Origin of the sequence: Mesorhizobium sp. M1217 (assembly GCF_040318275.1) — a bacterium.
GTDB lineage: Bacteria > Pseudomonadota > Alphaproteobacteria > Rhizobiales > Rhizobiaceae > Mesorhizobium.
On the sequence record NZ_JAMYMA010000003.1, the window covers coordinates 372,664 to 388,257 of the forward strand.

Annotated in this window: 18 protein-coding genes and 1 pseudogene; 9 read left to right on the plus strand and 10 right to left on the minus strand. The window is 62.5% G+C overall.

Annotated elements, in window-relative coordinates; translation table 11 throughout:
* Positions 1 to 47 precede the first annotated feature (47 nt).
* From NKH37_RS07010 to NKH37_RS07030, 5 genes are all read right to left on the minus strand, one after another.
* Positions 48 to 1,259 (minus strand): mandelate racemase/muconate lactonizing enzyme family protein, encoded by a 1,212-nt coding sequence (locus NKH37_RS07010; protein WP_352815449.1) that lies wholly within the window; start codon positions 1,257 to 1,259, stop codon positions 48 to 50.
* On the minus strand, positions 1,256 to 2,872 hold the full coding sequence (locus NKH37_RS07015; protein ID WP_352516009.1) for a GMC family oxidoreductase: 1,617 nt from the start codon (positions 2,870 to 2,872) through the stop codon (positions 1,256 to 1,258). The genes NKH37_RS07010 and NKH37_RS07015 overlap by 4 nt, the downstream gene beginning before the upstream one ends.
* Positions 2,873 to 3,020: 148 nt before the next feature.
* A complete protein-coding gene (locus NKH37_RS07020; protein WP_352815450.1) occupies positions 3,021 to 3,578 on the minus strand; it encodes a hypothetical protein in 558 nt (185 codons plus the stop codon).
* 166 nt (positions 3,579 to 3,744) lie between these two features.
* Complete coding sequence (locus tag NKH37_RS07025) at positions 3,745 to 4,329, minus strand: GNAT family N-acetyltransferase (RefSeq protein ID WP_353004867.1); 585 nt, start codon at positions 4,327 to 4,329, stop codon at positions 3,745 to 3,747.
* Between the two features lie 115 nt (positions 4,330 to 4,444).
* On the minus strand, positions 4,445 to 5,236 hold the full coding sequence (locus NKH37_RS07030; protein WP_352910554.1) for an alpha/beta fold hydrolase: 792 nt from the start codon (positions 5,234 to 5,236) through the stop codon (positions 4,445 to 4,447).
* A gap of 106 nt (positions 5,237 to 5,342) precedes the next feature.
* Here NKH37_RS07030 and NKH37_RS07035 point away from each other — a divergent pair, with 106 nt between their 5' ends.
* A complete protein-coding gene (locus NKH37_RS07035; protein WP_353004871.1) occupies positions 5,343 to 6,248 on the plus strand; it encodes a LysR family transcriptional regulator in 906 nt (301 codons plus the stop codon).
* Between the two features lie 346 nt (positions 6,249 to 6,594).
* On the opposite strand, the gene NKH37_RS07040 is transcribed toward NKH37_RS07035, so the two are convergent.
* Positions 6,595 to 7,002, minus strand: a complete 408-nt coding sequence (locus NKH37_RS07040) for a hypothetical protein (RefSeq protein ID WP_353004872.1) — start codon at positions 7,000 to 7,002, stop codon at positions 6,595 to 6,597.
* A gap of 21 nt (positions 7,003 to 7,023) precedes the next feature.
* Here NKH37_RS07040 and NKH37_RS07045 point away from each other — a divergent pair, with 21 nt between their 5' ends.
* The 6 genes from NKH37_RS07045 to NKH37_RS07070 all read left to right on the plus strand — a co-directional run bounded on the left by NKH37_RS07045 (position 7,024) and on the right by NKH37_RS07070 (position 12,006).
* The gene (locus tag NKH37_RS07045; protein WP_353004874.1) at positions 7,024 to 8,172 is read left to right on the plus strand and encodes a LuxR C-terminal-related transcriptional regulator; all 1,149 of its coding nucleotides are present in this window, start codon (positions 7,024 to 7,026) and stop codon (positions 8,170 to 8,172) included.
* A gap of 130 nt (positions 8,173 to 8,302) precedes the next feature.
* Complete coding sequence (locus tag NKH37_RS07050) at positions 8,303 to 8,944, plus strand: hypothetical protein (protein WP_353004875.1); 642 nt, start codon at positions 8,303 to 8,305, stop codon at positions 8,942 to 8,944.
* A 39-nt stretch (positions 8,945 to 8,983) separates the two neighbouring features.
* Complete coding sequence (locus NKH37_RS07055; protein WP_353004877.1) at positions 8,984 to 9,436, plus strand: nuclear transport factor 2 family protein; 453 nt, start codon at positions 8,984 to 8,986, stop codon at positions 9,434 to 9,436.
* 583 nt (positions 9,437 to 10,019) lie between these two features.
* Positions 10,020 to 10,991: an MBL fold metallo-hydrolase gene (locus NKH37_RS07060; protein ID WP_023719144.1), complete on the plus strand. Its 972-nt coding sequence runs from the start codon at positions 10,020 to 10,022 to the stop codon at positions 10,989 to 10,991.
* A 157-nt stretch (positions 10,992 to 11,148) separates the two neighbouring features.
* Complete coding sequence (locus NKH37_RS07065; RefSeq protein ID WP_023678380.1) at positions 11,149 to 11,544, plus strand: acyl-CoA thioesterase; 396 nt, start codon at positions 11,149 to 11,151, stop codon at positions 11,542 to 11,544.
* A gap of 18 nt (positions 11,545 to 11,562) precedes the next feature.
* Positions 11,563 to 12,006, plus strand: a complete 444-nt coding sequence (locus tag NKH37_RS07070; RefSeq protein ID WP_353004879.1) for a hypothetical protein — start codon at positions 11,563 to 11,565, stop codon at positions 12,004 to 12,006.
* A 50-nt stretch (positions 12,007 to 12,056) separates the two neighbouring features.
* Here NKH37_RS07070 and NKH37_RS07075 read toward each other — a convergent pair whose 3' ends face one another.
* Positions 12,057 to 12,425 (minus strand): winged helix-turn-helix transcriptional regulator, encoded by a 369-nt coding sequence (locus NKH37_RS07075; RefSeq protein WP_023719142.1) that lies wholly within the window; start codon positions 12,423 to 12,425, stop codon positions 12,057 to 12,059.
* A gap of 90 nt (positions 12,426 to 12,515) precedes the next feature.
* Here NKH37_RS07075 and NKH37_RS07080 point away from each other — a divergent pair, with 90 nt between their 5' ends.
* Positions 12,516 to 13,121 carry an NADPH-dependent FMN reductase gene (locus NKH37_RS07080; protein ID WP_023719141.1) on the plus strand — a complete coding sequence of 202 codons (606 nt, stop codon included), beginning with the start codon at positions 12,516 to 12,518 and terminating at the stop codon, positions 13,119 to 13,121.
* Between the two features lie 60 nt (positions 13,122 to 13,181).
* Here NKH37_RS07080 and NKH37_RS07085 read toward each other — a convergent pair whose 3' ends face one another.
* Entirely contained in the window at positions 13,182 to 13,574 is a 393-nt protein-coding gene (locus NKH37_RS07085; RefSeq protein WP_352483120.1) for a winged helix-turn-helix transcriptional regulator, read from the minus strand.
* 98 nt (positions 13,575 to 13,672) lie between these two features.
* Between NKH37_RS07085 and NKH37_RS07090 the strand changes: the two genes are divergently transcribed.
* Positions 13,673 to 14,653 (plus strand): quinone oxidoreductase family protein, encoded by a 981-nt coding sequence (locus NKH37_RS07090; RefSeq protein WP_353004881.1) that lies wholly within the window; start codon positions 13,673 to 13,675, stop codon positions 14,651 to 14,653.
* A gap of 49 nt (positions 14,654 to 14,702) precedes the next feature.
* On the opposite strand, the gene NKH37_RS07095 is transcribed toward NKH37_RS07090, so the two are convergent.
* Together NKH37_RS07095 and NKH37_RS07100 are read right to left on the minus strand one after the other, a co-directional pair.
* The gene (locus NKH37_RS07095) at positions 14,703 to 15,380 is read right to left on the minus strand and encodes an HAD family acid phosphatase (protein ID WP_353004883.1); all 678 of its coding nucleotides are present in this window, start codon (positions 15,378 to 15,380) and stop codon (positions 14,703 to 14,705) included.
* An 83-nt stretch (positions 15,381 to 15,463) separates the two neighbouring features.
* Positions 15,464 to 15,547 (minus strand): annotated as a pseudogene (locus NKH37_RS07100) (helix-turn-helix domain-containing protein); the annotation flags it as partial.
* Positions 15,548 to 15,594 lie beyond the last annotated feature (47 nt).

Below are 15,594 nucleotides of genomic sequence, written 5' to 3' on the forward strand. Positions count from 1 at the left end.
AACACGTTGAAATCGCGTGACATTGTTGGTAGGTCCCGCTGGACAACTCACGGCATCAACGGTGTCTGCATCATCTGCAAATGCAGGTCCTTGCCGGTCCAGGGATGCGCCTCGCAGACGGCCTCATCGAGTTCGACGCCGAGGCCCGGCTCCTTAGACGGGATGACGTTGCCGTCCTGCCATTCGATTTTCTTCTTGAGCAGCTTCTCGTGAAAACCGTCCCACTGCTTCAGCGATTCCAGAATGAGGAAGTTGGGCAGCGTCACCGCGAGCTGGATATTGGCGGCGCCGACGATCGGTCCGCAATAGCAGTGCGGCGCGACCTGGATGTGATAGGCCTCGGCCATGGCGGCGATCTTCTTGGTTTCGAGAATGCCGCCGGAGCGCCCAAGGTCGGGCTGAAGAATGGTCGCCGCACGGTTCTCGATGACGCGGGCAAATTCGAACTTGGTGGTCAGCCGCTCGCCGGTGGCAATCGGGATAGACGTGCCGCGCGCCACCTGAGCCATGACCTCGGGCATGTCGGGCGGCACCGGCTCCTCGAACCACAGCGGATCGTAGGGTTCGATGGCGCGGGCGAGGCGCAGCGCACCCGAAGCTGTGAACTGGCCGTGGGTGCCGAACAGGATATCGGCGCGCGTGCCGACCGCCTCGCGGATCGCCTTGACCATGCGGGCGGAGAGGTCGATGTCGACGAGGCGCGGCTGGTGGCCGTCAAAGGCGGTGTAGGGGCCGGCCGGGTCGAGCTTGACCGCATCAAAACCCTGCTCGACATATTCGAGCGCGCAGGCGGCGGCCAGATCGGGGTCGTTGTAGACGTTCTTGCCGCGCGCATCCTCCGAATGGACGCTGCCGGTGTGCGGGTAGAGGTAGGTATAGGAACGCAGCGTTTCGTGAACCTGGCCGCCGAGCAGCTTGTAGACCGGCTTGCCGGCCTCCTTGCCGATAATGTCCCAGCAGGCGATTTCGAGCGCCGAGAAACAGCCCATGCCGGACACGTCGGGGCGCTGGGTGAAGCCGGACGAATAGGCGCGGCGGAAGAAGCTTTCGACGTCGTGCGGATCGCGGCCGACGAGATAGCGCTCGGCCATGTCCTCGACCATTTTGGCGGTGATATGGGCCGAGAAGGTGGCGTTGTAGGCCTCGCCATAGCCGACGACGCCGCCGTCGGTGGTGAGCTTGACGAAGATGAAATACTTGCCGCCGATGCCGGGCGGCGGATTGCCGACAACCCAGGTCTTGACGTCGGTGATCTTCATTTTTGATCCTCCAGAACCAGTTCGGCGCCCTTCCATCCGGTCATGATCGCGGCAGCGTTGGTGTTGCCGGTGATGTTGTCTGGAAAGATCGAGGCATCGATGACGCGCAGGGCTTCCAGGCCATGCACCTTCAGGCGCGGATCGACGACGGCGCGCGCCGGGTCCGGCCCCATGCGGCAGGTCGAGACCGGGTGATAGACGGTGCCCGAGCGCTCCCTGAAATCCTGAATGAGATCTGCATCGGAGGCGATCGACGGACCCGGCAAAACCTCCTCCTCGATGATCTCGGCCATCGCCGGCATCGAGGCGATCTTCCTGACGAATTTCACCGCCGCCAGCATTTCGGCGACGTCCGCATCGGTCGAAAACGCGTTGGCGACGATCTTCGGGTAATCGCGCGGATTGGCGGAGCGGATCATGATTTCGCCGCGGCTCGACGGCCGGCAGTTGGACAGGCCGATGGAAAAACCCGGCCACGGATCTGGCGTCAGGATCGGTCGCTCGCCGCTCTTCGGAATGACGGTCGAGAAGGCCTGGAAATAGAGCTGCATGTTGGGCCGTGCCGCGGCCGGATCTGTGCGGAAGAAGCCGCCGGCATTGTTCATCGACAGCGACAACGGGCCCGAGCGCAGCAGGATATATTGCATGCCGACCAGCAGCTTGCCCCACCACGGGCGCAGGATCTGGTTGAGCGTCGGCAGCCTGCCCTTGAAGGTGTAGTTGATGCCGACATGGTCCTGCAGGTTTGCTCCGACATTCTCGTTGGCGCAAATGACGGGAATGCCGAGCGCACCAAGCAACGCCGATGGGCCGATGCCTGAAAGCTGCAGCAATTGGGGCGAATTGACCGAACCGCCCGACAGGATGATCTCGCGGCCGGAGCGGGCGGTTTTCGTCTCTCCATTTTGGAGATACTCGACACCGACGGCGCGCTTGCCTTCGAACAGGATTTTTGTCGCCAGCGCATTGATCTCGACGCGGACATTTTTGCGCTTCATCGCCGGGCGCAGGAAGGCGCGCGCCGCCGACATGCGGCGGCCGTTCCTGGTGGTGATCTGATAGACGCCGACGCCTTCCTGCGTGGCGCCGTTGAAATCCGGGTTGAGCGGCAGGCCGGCCTGGCTGGCGGCGGCGAGATAGCGCTTGGTGAGCGGATGGACGGAGGTCGAGCAGTCGGTGACATGTAGCGGCCCGCCGACGCCGCGCCATTGGTCGGCGCCGGCCTGGTTGTCCTCCAGCGCCTTGAAAGCGGGCAGCAGGTCGTCGAAGCCCCAGCCGGGGTTGCCGGCATCCCGCCAGGCGTCGAAATCCTCGCGCGCGCCCCTGATCCAGACCATGGCGTTGATCGAGCTCGAGCCGCCGAGCAGCTTGCCGCGCGGCCAGTGGTCGACATTGCCGGCGAGGCCGGGGTCAGGCTCGGCCTTGTAGTTCCAGTTGACCGCCGGGTCGAAGAAGGTCTTGCCATAGCCGAGCGGCATCTGGACGTAGAAGCGGAGGTCGCTGCCGCCGGCCTCAAGCACCAGCACCGAGAAGCGGCCGGAAGCCGACAACCTTTCGGCCAGGACCGAGCCGGCCGAACCGGAACCGACGATGATGAAGTCATAGGTCTGCATGGTGGCTGCGGCTGGCTCCGGAATTCGGCTCTAACCTAGGCTTCGGCGCGACGCGGCGTCGCCGGGTCTTCCGGCATCCGATGTGAAAAAAGCGACTGGCAACTTCGTTTGAATTTCGACTTTCAGCGCCAAGAAGATTGATGAAGACCTAACTTGCCCACGCATCGAGTTGATTGAGGACAGCAATCGCTGGATAGGATTTTCGGTTGGGATAAGCATGCCTATAATAGGCATTCCAATAGCTTGTGGCCCTGGTGCGCATCGTACGCATTATGTTTCGGTTCTGTCGGACAAAACTGGCATAGGCTGATGCGTCCAGATCAGGTACTGCCGCGTAGATATCTTCGGCGATTTCGACGACATATTCGCCCAACAGCAGAACGACGAAGGCGATGCTCCAACTTTCGTTCAGCGAAAGGATCACCCTGGCTGATTTCTGCCGCAAAAAGCCATCTGTCGATCGTGTCAGCAGGCAATGCGACGGAAACGAAAAGCCAAGGTGATGCTCTCGCACGCTTGGCAGAAAATGTAACCGATAAGGAATATAGATGCCCGCTCCATCAGAAATGAGATGCCGGGACGTCGTTCGGTAAGTGTCGTCGACAAAGGGCGTCAGCTCCTCCTCTGCCATGGTGGTCAACATGCTGAATGGGAAAGCCCACTTCGCAACGCCTGAGAACGGCTTTCGTCGTGTGAACCAATCCACGTTGTGCCCCTGACCAAAGTTGAAACATCTGTATACCGGGATCACGTCGGCTGCGCGATGGCACTGCGACCGCGTCGACCCATTGCCGAATTTCAAGCCCCGCCATCTGAACTCAGGACGTTGGCCACGCCTTCGCCTGTGCTTTGTCGGCAAGCCCGTCCGAGCATCACTGGCGATGATCGGCAATCTGCTTGAAATCATAGCGCATGATCGGGCGGGCCGGCGTCCTGCGGGCAACGACCTTGAACCCGGCGCGCGCGAAGGTGGAGGCATATCCGCTGCCGGAAGCGCTCGGCGAAACGTCGGCGTCAAAAGGATAGGCTTCGAGCGCAGGCGCATTTGCGCGCCTTGCGACTTCCAGCGCCTCTGCAATCAGCTGGAATGTTACGCCCCGCCTGCGGTATCGTTTTCGCACGTAGAGGCAGGACAGGGACCAGACCGGCCTGTCATCCACGCGCTTGAGCTGCCATAGCCGATCGAGCCAGGGCAGGGCATCCCGCGGCGTCACCTGGCACCAGCCGACAGCCATATCGCCGTCGAAAGCAAGCAAACCCGGAGGCGGACCATGCTGGACGGCTTGCCGGAACGCCGCCTTGTTTTCCTCGCCAGGTCGCTTTCGATAAGAACGACCGATCCGCCCGTACATACACCAACAACGACTGCAGACGGCGCTCTCACCGAACAGGTCCTCGAGCGCCGGCCACAGATCGGGCGTCAGTGGGCGAAAGCCAAGTTCCATGTCAGCCGTCATCCGCTATCGATGTTACCAGTCTAGCCTGCACTGCGCGCTAGCGCATCATAGGTTGCGGTCCATGCGGGTGATGTTCGAAACGGGGCTTCACTCAGCATCCCCGTCGTGCTCCGGCTCAGCGCAGAAAACCGAGCACGGCCTGCATGAACTCTGCAGGGTACTCGACGTTCGACAAGTGAACCGCGGGCAGGACAACCAGTTTCGCGCCGGGCACCGTCGCGGCGATCAGATCGCTATGGCTGGCGGCTGTGACAGTGTCGTGCTGGCCGGCGATCACCAGCGTTGGCCTGGAAATCAGAGCCACGGTTCGGCGAAGGTCCGCATCGCGAACCGCTGCGAACAAACCAGCCAAGCCTTGCCGGTCTATGCCCAGCAGCATGGTGCGAAATGCTTCAATGACGGGCCCGCTGGCCGCCAGCATGTTTGCAGGAAACCAGTTGCCCAGGAACATCTCGGCGGTTTCGGACATGTCCGGCGCCTGCAGCACGGCGACAATCCGTTCGTCAAACTGCTTTGCTGGTCCGAGGTAGGATGAGGTGTTGCTCAGGATCAGGCGATCGATCCGCTCGGGCGCGTGGATGCCGAGCCACTGCCCGACGAAGCCGCCCAACGACAGACCGAGGAAGTGTACGCGTTCAATGCCCAGGGCGTCGAGCAACTCGATCACGTCGCGGCCAAGCCGGTCGAGCGAATAAGCACCGGCCGGAACACTCGACCCTCCGTGGCCGCGAAAGTCATAGCGCAGAACACGGAAATGCTTCGACAGCTCGTTGACCTGCAAGTCCCACATCCGCAGCGTGGTGCCGATGGAATTCGACAGCATCAGCACAGGTTGCCCGGCGTCGCCGTCGATGCGGTAGGCGATGCGCGTGCCGTCGCCGACGATCACGAAATCCATCTCATTCATGGTGAATACGCCTTCCTTTTTGGAGCGTTGAATGTGGCGAAGCCTAGCTGCGGCACGCTTTTGATGATATTACAAAGATAGGATAATCTCTGTAATGTAAGCTGACATGGCCGAATTTACCCTGCACGACCTGCAATGCTTCGATGCGGTGGTCCGCTGCGGCGGCTTTCAGCCTGCGGCGGCCATGCTGCATCGCTCGCACCCGGCTATATTCGCCGCCGTGGCAAAGCTGGAACGGCAACTCGACCTCGTTCTTTTGGATCGCAGCGGCTATCGCGTGCGCCCCACCGAGGCAGGGCTGTCGTTCCATCGCAGGGCACAATCGCTGCTGCGCGAGCTCGAGGGCTTGCGGCTTCATGCTGCTCAGCTGTCAATGGGCGAAGAAAGCGAGATCCATGTGGTGATCGGTGACCTGTGCCCGCGTCCGCACGCACTGGGCATGCTCGGACGGTTCTTCGCCCAGTGTCCGGGCACACGCCTGCATCTGCACTTCGAGGCGGTGGGCGGCCCGTGGGAGCGCCTCTTCGATGACGAAGCCGATTTGATCCTGCACTGGATCGACAAGAGCGACCCGCGGGTGGAATGGATCGATCTGTGCAAGGTGCAATTTGTTCCGGTAGTGGCGTCGGGCTTTCTGCCGGAGCGCATCAAGCACCCAATCACGCCGGATCAGATGCACGCGTTCACCCAATGTGTCATGCGCGACACGGCCCACCATTCACCGCGACAAGACTACTTCATGATCGAGGGTGCGCCGCAATGCATGGTGGCCGATCAGGGCATGAAGAAGGAAATCATCTTGCAGGGCCTCGGATGGGGCCATATGCCCCGCTTCCTGATCGAGGAGGAGCTGCACGACGGACGCCTGCAATCTATTGCCGGCCGTCATCTGCCAGGCCGTACCGAGGAGTTGGTGGTGGCGCGCCGCCGCGACCGGCCGCACGGGCCGATCTCGAACCGTCTGTGGGATTATATCGAGCAAGAGGCGCCGACGTTGGGGGCGGTTCGGTAGAGGGCGAAATGACACCTAAGCGGCCATGACAAGTTTCACACGACTGGGATTTTAGCCGGTTTCGCCACACAACAGTCGCTGGACAAACACCTTGCAGACGGCAGGGTGCGACCCTTCCCGGTCCTCGGCGGCGGACGCGATGAACGGCTCGATTGAGCCCGAAACGAACTTCTGCCATATCGGTAACCTGCCGCCACCTCCTCAGCAAGATATGTGCTATTCTGAGGATATGCCCGCGCCCTCCGACCGATCACCCGACAAGTCGCCGGAAGACGGTGCAGTTGCATCGGATCCGTATGCGGAGCTAGCCAATCGCGGAGATTGGTCCAGGCTTCACCGCGAACTGTCAGACAGAGACCGCCGCAGTGAACTTGGCGGCGCCGAGCTCCAGCGCCTCGGGGAAGCCGCCTACATGCTTGGGCGCGAGGAGGAATTCGTTCGGGACTACGAGAGGGCCTTCGAAGAGCATCTCCGGAACGGACGCGAACGATCCGCAGCGCGTTGCGGCTTTTGGATCGGGCTCACCCTGATGTTTCGCGGCGAATTCGCCCAAGGCAGCGGATGGCTGACCCGCGCCAACCGGTTGGTCGCGGATCATGCGCCGGAATGTGCAGAACAAGGTTACCTTCAGCTCCCAATGGTCGAACAATGCCTCGCCGCCGACAGTCCGGACGAAGCATTCACTCACGCAACACGTGCCGCGGAGATCGGACAGCGCTGCGAAGATCCGGACCTCTTGGCTATCGCGCGCCACCTTCAGGGTCGGATATTGATCGTGCGCGGCGACTATGTGCGCGGCTTCGAACTGCTGGACGAAGCGATGGTTTCGGTCACCTCGGGCCGGCTCTCACCGATCGTTACCGGGCTGGTCTACTGCAGCGTGATCGAGATCTGTCAGAAATTTCATGCCACGAGCCGGGCGAGGGAATGGACATCGGCGCTGATCGGATGGTGCGCGGGACAGCCCGACATCGTTGCCTTCACCGGCCGATGCCTGATCCACCGGGCCGAAATCCTGATCCTCGACGGCCACTGGGACGAGGCCGGCCGCGAGGCCAGTGTCGCCAGCATCCGCCTTCAGCAGGGGCCCTCGAAGCACCACGCCGGTCCGGCATTCTACCAGAAGGGCGAGGTCTTTCGCCTCCGCGGCCAATGGGACGAGGCCGATGCCGCCTATCGCGCAGCGAGCAGGCTCGGGTTCGATCCGCAGCCGGGACTGGCGCTTATGCGATTGCAGCAGGGGCACGAGCAGCCGGCCCTTTCGGCGATCCGCCGCGCACTGCAGTCGGTCGATGACATGCCGGGCAAACTCCGCCTCTTGCGGGCTGCGGTGGAAATCACTCTCGCTGTCGGTTCGGCCGATGACGCCTGGGAACTGTGCGAAACACTGCGCGACTGCGCGCGCCAATATTCCGCGGATGCAGTCCGCGCCGCAGCCGCCGAGGCTACCGCGCGGGTGCTGATCCATGCTGGTCGAGCCGCGGAGGCATTGGCCCATATCCGGCGCGCAGTGGAGATCCTCTGGGACCTTCGGGCGCCCTATCATCTTGCCCGGATGCGGGTGCTGACAGCGCGGGCCTGTCTCGCAACCGGCGATACTGAAGCGGCGCAGACCGAACTGGACGAAGCGATAAGACTTTTCCGCGAGCTCGGCGCGCGCCCCGACGAAGCCGTTGCCGGCAAGCTGCGGGCTATCATGACGGCGACAGGCAGCGAAGCTCTCACCCCCAGACAGACGCAGGTTCTGCGCCTGATCGCGTCAGGCCTGACCAACCCGGAAATTGCCGGCGAGCTCAGTCTGAGCCAGCGGACGGTAGACCGTCACGTTAGCGATATCCTGACGCGGCTGAACGTGCGCACGCGCGCGGCAGCCACGGCCTTTGCGGTCGAGCACGGCCTGATCGGCATGGGCGTATCTGGGTAATCCTACCCAAGCCAAAATTTCTCGCTGCGTGGGTATTTACGCCGAAGCGGGCAACCGTGGCGCGGGTCTAAACTTCATGGCGTGGCAAAGGCCACAGGAGGTTTTCCCGATGCAAACGAATAATAACAGCATGAGCGGGCCCGGCGGTGTCTGGCTCGCCACCGGAACGCTGCTGCTGGCGGCTGCGCTCGTCTTTCACGGGCCACCGGACGCGGATTTGTCTGTTCAGATGCAGAATATCGCCGAGGGCCATGGGCGATGGGCTACGGTCCATTGGACGGCGGCAGCGGCGCTGTTCCTGATCGCCGGCGCTTCGTTCCTGAACCTGGCGCTCAACCTCCGGGTCCGGCATTCGCCGATGCTGAGTTCCGCCTGGATGGTGATGGCTCTCGGCGCCCTGACCACGTTCTCCACCGCAGTCGCCGAGGCATCGGTGGTCGCGGTCGTGGCCGACCGGGGTGACACCAACGCCTTCATGACCTGGTGGGCGTTTTCCGGCGGCATGGGTAACGGATTCTGGGCGCTGGCCTTGGCGACAGCGCTTGTCGCGTATCACGACGCCCGCGATAACGTCGGGATACTGCCCCGATGGGCCGCGATCGTCGGCTCGGCGTTCGGTATCCTTTCGGCAACCGGGTGGACACTCGGTGAGCAGCTCGGGATCGGCATCGGGGGTCCGATCTGGCTGGTTTCCTCGCTTCTCATGTGCCTGTGGCTCGCGTGGTACGGGCTGTCCTCAAGCAGCGTCCGGTCGGGGCAAGCGACGGCGTAAAGCGCCTGATCCAGCATCATCTTGAGACAGGAGGAAAAAATGTCCCTTCAAACGAAGGAAATCGAGGCGACGATCCACGACATCCACGAATTCTTCACCGACTGGGTGGCGGGCCGATGCCCTGGCGACGACGCGACGTTCAAGAAGAACGCGCTCGACCGGATCAGCGACGATCTGGTCGCCATCATGCCAGGCGGCAGGGCGTTCGGGAAAAAAGACTTCGCAGGTTACATGAAGAGCATCTACGGATCGAATCCGGCCTTCCGTATCAAAATACACGACATCCGGATCAGCCATCAAAGCGCCGACCTGGCGGTCGTGAACTACCACGAATGGCAACGCGACGCGAAGGACTCCGATGAACCGAACAATGGCCGGGTCACGACGATGGTGGTCCGCGATCGCGGCTACAGCCGCGGGCCCGAGATCTTGCAGGTTCATGAAACCTGGCTCCCAGCCGATGTCGTTCAGTCCGCGGATTTCGCGTTCTGAAAAGCGTCGGTCCGAAACGGGCAGGGAAAGGAATTGCGCTGGCGGGACCATCGGCTCTGCCGCCGTCATGGAGCCAGAACTTTGCTTCTTTTCAGCCGAATTGATCCACATTCAACGTCCGGCTAGTCCAGCAATCCGGCCATTCCTTGCGTTCGCGTGGAGCGTCCGGCCGTCATCTGCCAGGCCGTACCGAGGAGTTCGCGGTGGCGCGCCGCGACCGGCCGCACGGGCCGATCTCCAACCGTCTGTGGGATCATATCGAGCAAGAGGCGCCGACGTTGCGTCGAGCGCTCGAGCCTCGGAAGCCTGTCCAGTAGGCAAAGCCGGGGCTCGGCCAGGCCGTTCAGCGGACGGCCAAACGAGCGGCCTTACCCGCCTAAATTGATTGCTGCATAATTTGCAGCAGTGAACTGCATCCCGTCGCTATTCCAGCTGCTTGTGAGGCGCATTATTGATGTCGCAAGGAGTTCGCCATGACCCGCGCCGACCCCGCTCGAAGAGTGGTCCGAGGGGTCGGCATCTGCCCTGGCGGCGACCCCGTAGCCTGCGACTAGTTTCATCTGCACATTCGAAGGACAAGACCATGAATATCGACCGTCGAACGTTCGGCCTTGGCGCCTTTAGTGCCAGCGCCCTGCTACTTTCCCCTATCAACCTCTTTGCGAGCAACGCTGCGGCTATCGCCGCCCCGTCTCCGGCTTCGCTTGCGAGCGCCCACAGGTTTATGCTCGGCGACCTCGAGATTACTGCGCTGAGCGACGGCTACCTCAATCTTGGCCTCGAACTCTTCCCTTCCGCCGATCCGGCTGCCGCTGAAGCGCTCCTGGCAAAGGCATTCCTGCCAAAGGCACTCCCGACCTCGGTCAACGCTTACCTTGTCACCAGGGGCGACAGGCGGGTGCTGATCGATACCGGCACGGCATCGGCGATGGGGCCTATACTGGGACATATACCTGAGGCGCTCGCAGCCGCCGGCGTCAGGCCGGAAGAAATCGACACGGTAATCATCACCCACCTCCATCCCGACCATGCCAACGGCCTTGTCGGGATTGGCGGCAAGGCCGCCTTCCCGGCAGCGGAGGTCGTGGTTGCCGCGCCGGAATTCGCTTTCTGGCACGATGACGGGATCCTATCCAAGGCGCCCGACCAGATGAAGCCGTACTTCGAAATAGCGCGCAAATCGCTGGTGCCTTACGATGGCAAAGTCAGGAAGATCGAAGGCGAGGTCGAGATCGCGCCCGGAATCAGGGCATTGCCTGCGCCCGGACATACGCCGGGGCATCTCGCGCTTCGGATTGGCTCTGGTGATGCCAACCTGCTGCTCTTCACTGACGTAATCCACGCCTCCGCGCTGCAATTTGCGCATCCGGAATGGGCAATCGCCTTCGACGTGGACCAGGAGGCCGCAATCGCCACACGCAAGAAGGTGCTCGACATGGTGTCAGCGGATGGCCTGCTCGTCGCAGGCATGCACCTGCCCTTCCCAGGCATCGGTCATGTGATCCGCGAAGGCAACGCCTACGCCTACGTCCCGACGCCGTGGCCCGCTTTGTAAAGCGCACCTATTGGTAAGCGCTCGGGCGCGCCAGCTTTCTCACCTCGGCCATAGAGTGCATCGCCGAACGTCAGGCCGCGACACTATTCAGTGGCGTTGACCTGTCCGTGCCATGACGATACGGGATCGGACGATCGGCTTCGAGAGGATTGGCCAAATGGTGCATTACGCGGACGGGCGGCCGATCGGCGATCTGACGCTCAGGACGCTGGCCATGCCTTCCGATGCCAATGCGGCGGGCGATATCTTTGGCGGCTGGGTGATGGCGCAGATGGATCTCGCCTGCGGCATCCGCGCCGCCGAGCGCGCCAAGGGCCGCGTGGTGACGGCGGCGGTGAAGGAAATGTCCTTCGCCAAGCCGATGAAGATCGGCGACACGCTGTGCATCTATACGCATGTCGAACGGGTCGGCCGCACCTCGATGACGCTCAAGGTCGAGGCCTGGGCGCAGCGCTATCTCTCCGACCTGATGGAGAAGGTCACCCATGCCGACTTCGTCATGGTGGCGCTGGACGGCGAAGGCAAGCCGAAGGCGGTTCCCGCGGAAGGCTGACCGGCCTGATTCCAGAAGATGGATTTAAACAGCCGTCTCTCCCGCGCGGGGGATGCGGGCAGCGATCCGGCGTGGTCTTTGACCAACGGGTTCCCGCATGCGCGCCTGCAGCGCGAGCGACGGGATCTTGGGAGGAAGACAATGCGTCAACACATGCTGAACGCTGCCCTGGCCGGTGCGTTTGCAGCCTTGCTCTGCCTGTCGTCCGCAAGCGCTTTTGCCGAGGTCAAAAAAGGCGATCCAGGCGCCACCTGCACGTCGGAAAACCGCACCATCAACGGGCAGGCGGCCAAGTGCGAGATCTGCTCGGCGACGAAATGCGACACCAGCGGTACGACGGTGAGCAATTGCCGGAAGGAGACGACCACGACCTGCACGATTGGCGGCAAGGTGGTCAGTCCCAACCCGAAATGGAACCGGATCGAGAAGCTGCCGAAGAGCAAGATGCAATTACAGCAGTAGGGCTCATCCGGAGGATCCCCGTCAGGTTCAAACCCTTGCAGCGCAAGGGCTCAGCTGTGCATGGCGTCGAATTTTTCGCGCGCGACCTTGACACGCTCGGTGTTCTTGCGCGCCCATTCGCCGAGTGCACCGACCGGCACCAGAAGCTCGTAGCCAAGGTCGGTCAATTCGTAGTCGACCCGCGGCGGGATGGTCGCGAACACGGTGCGCGTGACGAAGCCGTCGCGCTCGAGCCCGCGCAAAGTGGTGGTCAGCATCTTCTGTGAAATGCCGCCGACCGCGCTGCGCAGCTCGTTGAAACGCAGCGGCCCGTCGCCGAGCTTGCCGACGACGAGCACGGTCCATTTGTCGCCGACGCGCTGCAGGATTTCCGAGATGGCGCGGCAGTCCTCGGTGCGGTGCGGGTGCCTTGGTAACAAAAAAGTGCCTCCTTGCACATTGAGCGGCCAGTTACTCATATAGCGCAGGTATCTAAACGATACCAGTATTCCTGTAAGGAGAGCCCCTCTATGTCAAAACCCAAAATCGCCATCGTCATTGGTTCGACCCGCGCCGCGCGCTTTGCCGACGTCCCGGCCCAATGGATTGCCAAGATCGCCAGGTCGCATGCCGACATCGATGTCGAAGTCGTCGACCTGCGCGATTTCCCGCTGCCGTTCTTCGATGAGGTCGCATCCTCCGCCTGGGCGCCGTCGCAGAACGAAGTGGCGCAGCGCTGGCAAAAGAAGGTCGCCGGATTCGACGGCTTCATCTTCACCGCCGCCGAATACAATCATGGCCCGACGGCCGTGCTGAAGAACGCCATCGACTACGCCGCCAACGAGTGGAACAAGAAGGCGGCCGGCTTCGTCGGCTATGGCAGCGTTGGTGGCGCGCGTGCGGTCGAGCAGCTGAGGCTGCATGCGGTCGAGTTGCAGATGGCGCCGGTGAAGTCCGCCGTCCACATCGCCTGGGCCGATTTCCTTGCCGTCAAGCAAGGTGAGAAGAAGCTCGATGAATTCGAGCACCTCAACCAGGCGGCAACCGCGCTCGTCAACGACATTGCATGGTGGGCCAGGGTACTGAAGACGGCGCGTCAGGCCGATGCCGTCGCCGAGGAAGTCAAGGCGGCCTGAGCGCAGGTTCGAACAATCCTCCCAAGGATTCAGGGCGGCGCATGCGCCGCCCGTTTTTTTTCAGACGGCATGCGCGTCCTGCGCTTGCCTTGGCCTGATGATGCAATCGGCAAGGCGGTCCATCTCATTCAACTCGTCGGCGTGGTGCTGACCCCACTGGCAAAGTGCCAGCAGGATGGGCTCGAGGCTGAGGCCGAGCCGCGTCGCCGAATATTCCACGCGCGAGGGGATCTCGGCAAAGATCTCGCGGCGAACGAGGCCGTGCTCTTCCATGTCGCGAAGCTGCTGGATCAGCACTTTCTGCGTGATATTGGGCATCAATCCTTGCAGCGCCGACAGCCGCCGCGGCCCGTCGAAGAGATGGTAGAGGATGATCGCCTTCCAGCGGCCCGAAATCACTTTCAGCGCGCGCTCGGCCGGCAGCATCGGCAGTCTCTTGATCAGCTTGGCCATGGTCACCTCCCGGTCAGCGGCGGACAAATCGGTGTGTGGTCGAAGCCAGGCAGATAGTGGCAAACAGCGGCCGATGCCAATAACGATCGGTGCATGTGATGAGAGCCATTCAACTGAACCGTTTCGGCGACCCTGACGTTCTCGAAATGGTTGAGGTGCCGAAGCCCGAGCCGCAAGCCGGCGAGGTCCTGGTCCGCGTTCGTGCGGCCGGGGTGAATTTCTTCGAAGTGCTGATGCGCGCAGATCGCTACGCGGTGACGCCGCAACTGCCGATGATCCTTGGCGTCGAGGCCGCCGGGATCGTGGAGGCGCTCGGGCATGGGGTGGATGCTTCCTTGCTCGGCACGCGCGTCGCCGCGCCGTTGTTCGCCTCGAGCCGCCCGTTAGGCGGCTATGCCGATTATGTGACGATTGACGCAAGCCTGGCCGTGCCCTTGCCAGATGCGCTCTCGTTCGAAGCCTCGACGGCATTGATGGTGCAAGGACTGACGGCGTTGCATCTGTCGCGGCAAAGCCCGCCGGCCGGCAAATCGGTGCTGGTCGCCGCTGCCGCGGGCGGCGTCGGTTCGTTGCTTGTCCAGCTTGCGAAGCGGGCAGGGGCGAGCAATGTCATCGCGGCTGCCGGCGGCAAGGCCAAGCTCGATCTTGCTTTGTCGCTGGGGGCCGACGTTGCCGTCGACTACAGCAAAACGGACTGGCCAGAGCGCATCCGGGTAGCGACAGGCGGCGCCGGCGTCGACATCGTCTACGACATTGTCGGCGGCCCGCTGACGGCGGTTGCGCTGGAGGCTCTGGCACCTCGCGGAGAGCTGGCGTTTGCCGCACTTGGCAGATACGCGCTCGGCGCCCCGGAGATGGAGGCGATGATCGGCCGCAACCAGTCGCTGAGGGGTTTTGCACTGCTGCCGCTGCTTTCTCCAGACGTGCTCCGTGACGGCCTGTCGGGGCTCTTCAATCTGGCGGCAAATGGTGAGCTTAAAGTGACCAACGGCGGTCGCTTCCCGCTCGACCGGGCCAGTCAGGCGCATCGCCTGCTGGAGGAGCGCGGCGCGACCGGCAAGGTCGTCTTGATACCCTAGTAGGTGCTCGGCAAGGAGCCGGGGATCCGGGCTTGTGCCGTTCCGGCCGTCAGCGAACCCGATAGAACGGATTTGGCAGCAGGAACAGCTTCTCGGCATGCCCCCCGAACAAGTCGGATGGCTGGTCGCCGACATTGGCAATTATCGTGTAGCCGGCATTTTCGATTTCGGCCCTTATGGGTGCCTTGAAATCTGCGGCGGAGCCGTATTTGGCCCCAGGCTGGACCATGTAAAGGTGCTCATAGCCGGCATAGCCGGCCGACTGCAGGTTCTGTTCGGTTGCCTGACGCTGGTCCTCCGGACGTCCGGTGATGAAGAACACCGCGACTTTCGCCGTTTGCGCCTGCCGGAAGACCTCCAGCACCGGGTCGATGGCCGGATCCTTCGCAAGCTGGTCCCAGGCGGCCCAGCCACAGGGACCGTCGATTGCGATATCGCAGGCGCCGCTGATCGGGCGGCCGAAATTGTCACGTGTGATCACTTCCCAGTTGGCCAAAGCCGTCTCGTCGATGTCGAGCACCAGTGCGGGGCGAGGCACCTCCGTCGCGCGCTTGACGACCCAGTCGCCGGCCTGCTTCGCCACTGCGGCAAGGTCGCGATCATAGTCGCCGGAAGCATGATAATTGGCGGCCGCCAGCATCGCATCGCCGACATTGGCTGGCTGGGACGGGCTTGTGAGAAGGAGCGAATCGGAACGTGCCGGCACAGGAACATTTGTGCCGATCATCAGCACGATTGCCCCGACACGCGCAATTCTATTCCAACCAATCGCCCGCATCACGAGACTTTGCGGTCACGAGAAGTCCGCTGTCAAGCGAGACCGAACAGACGACCGTGCTCCCGGGTGAATTGTGACACGCTTTCGTAACCGACCGCGAACGCCGTGCTGCTCGCGGTCTTTTCCTCCGACAGGTGACGCACCGCCGAAATCTCCGGCGCAA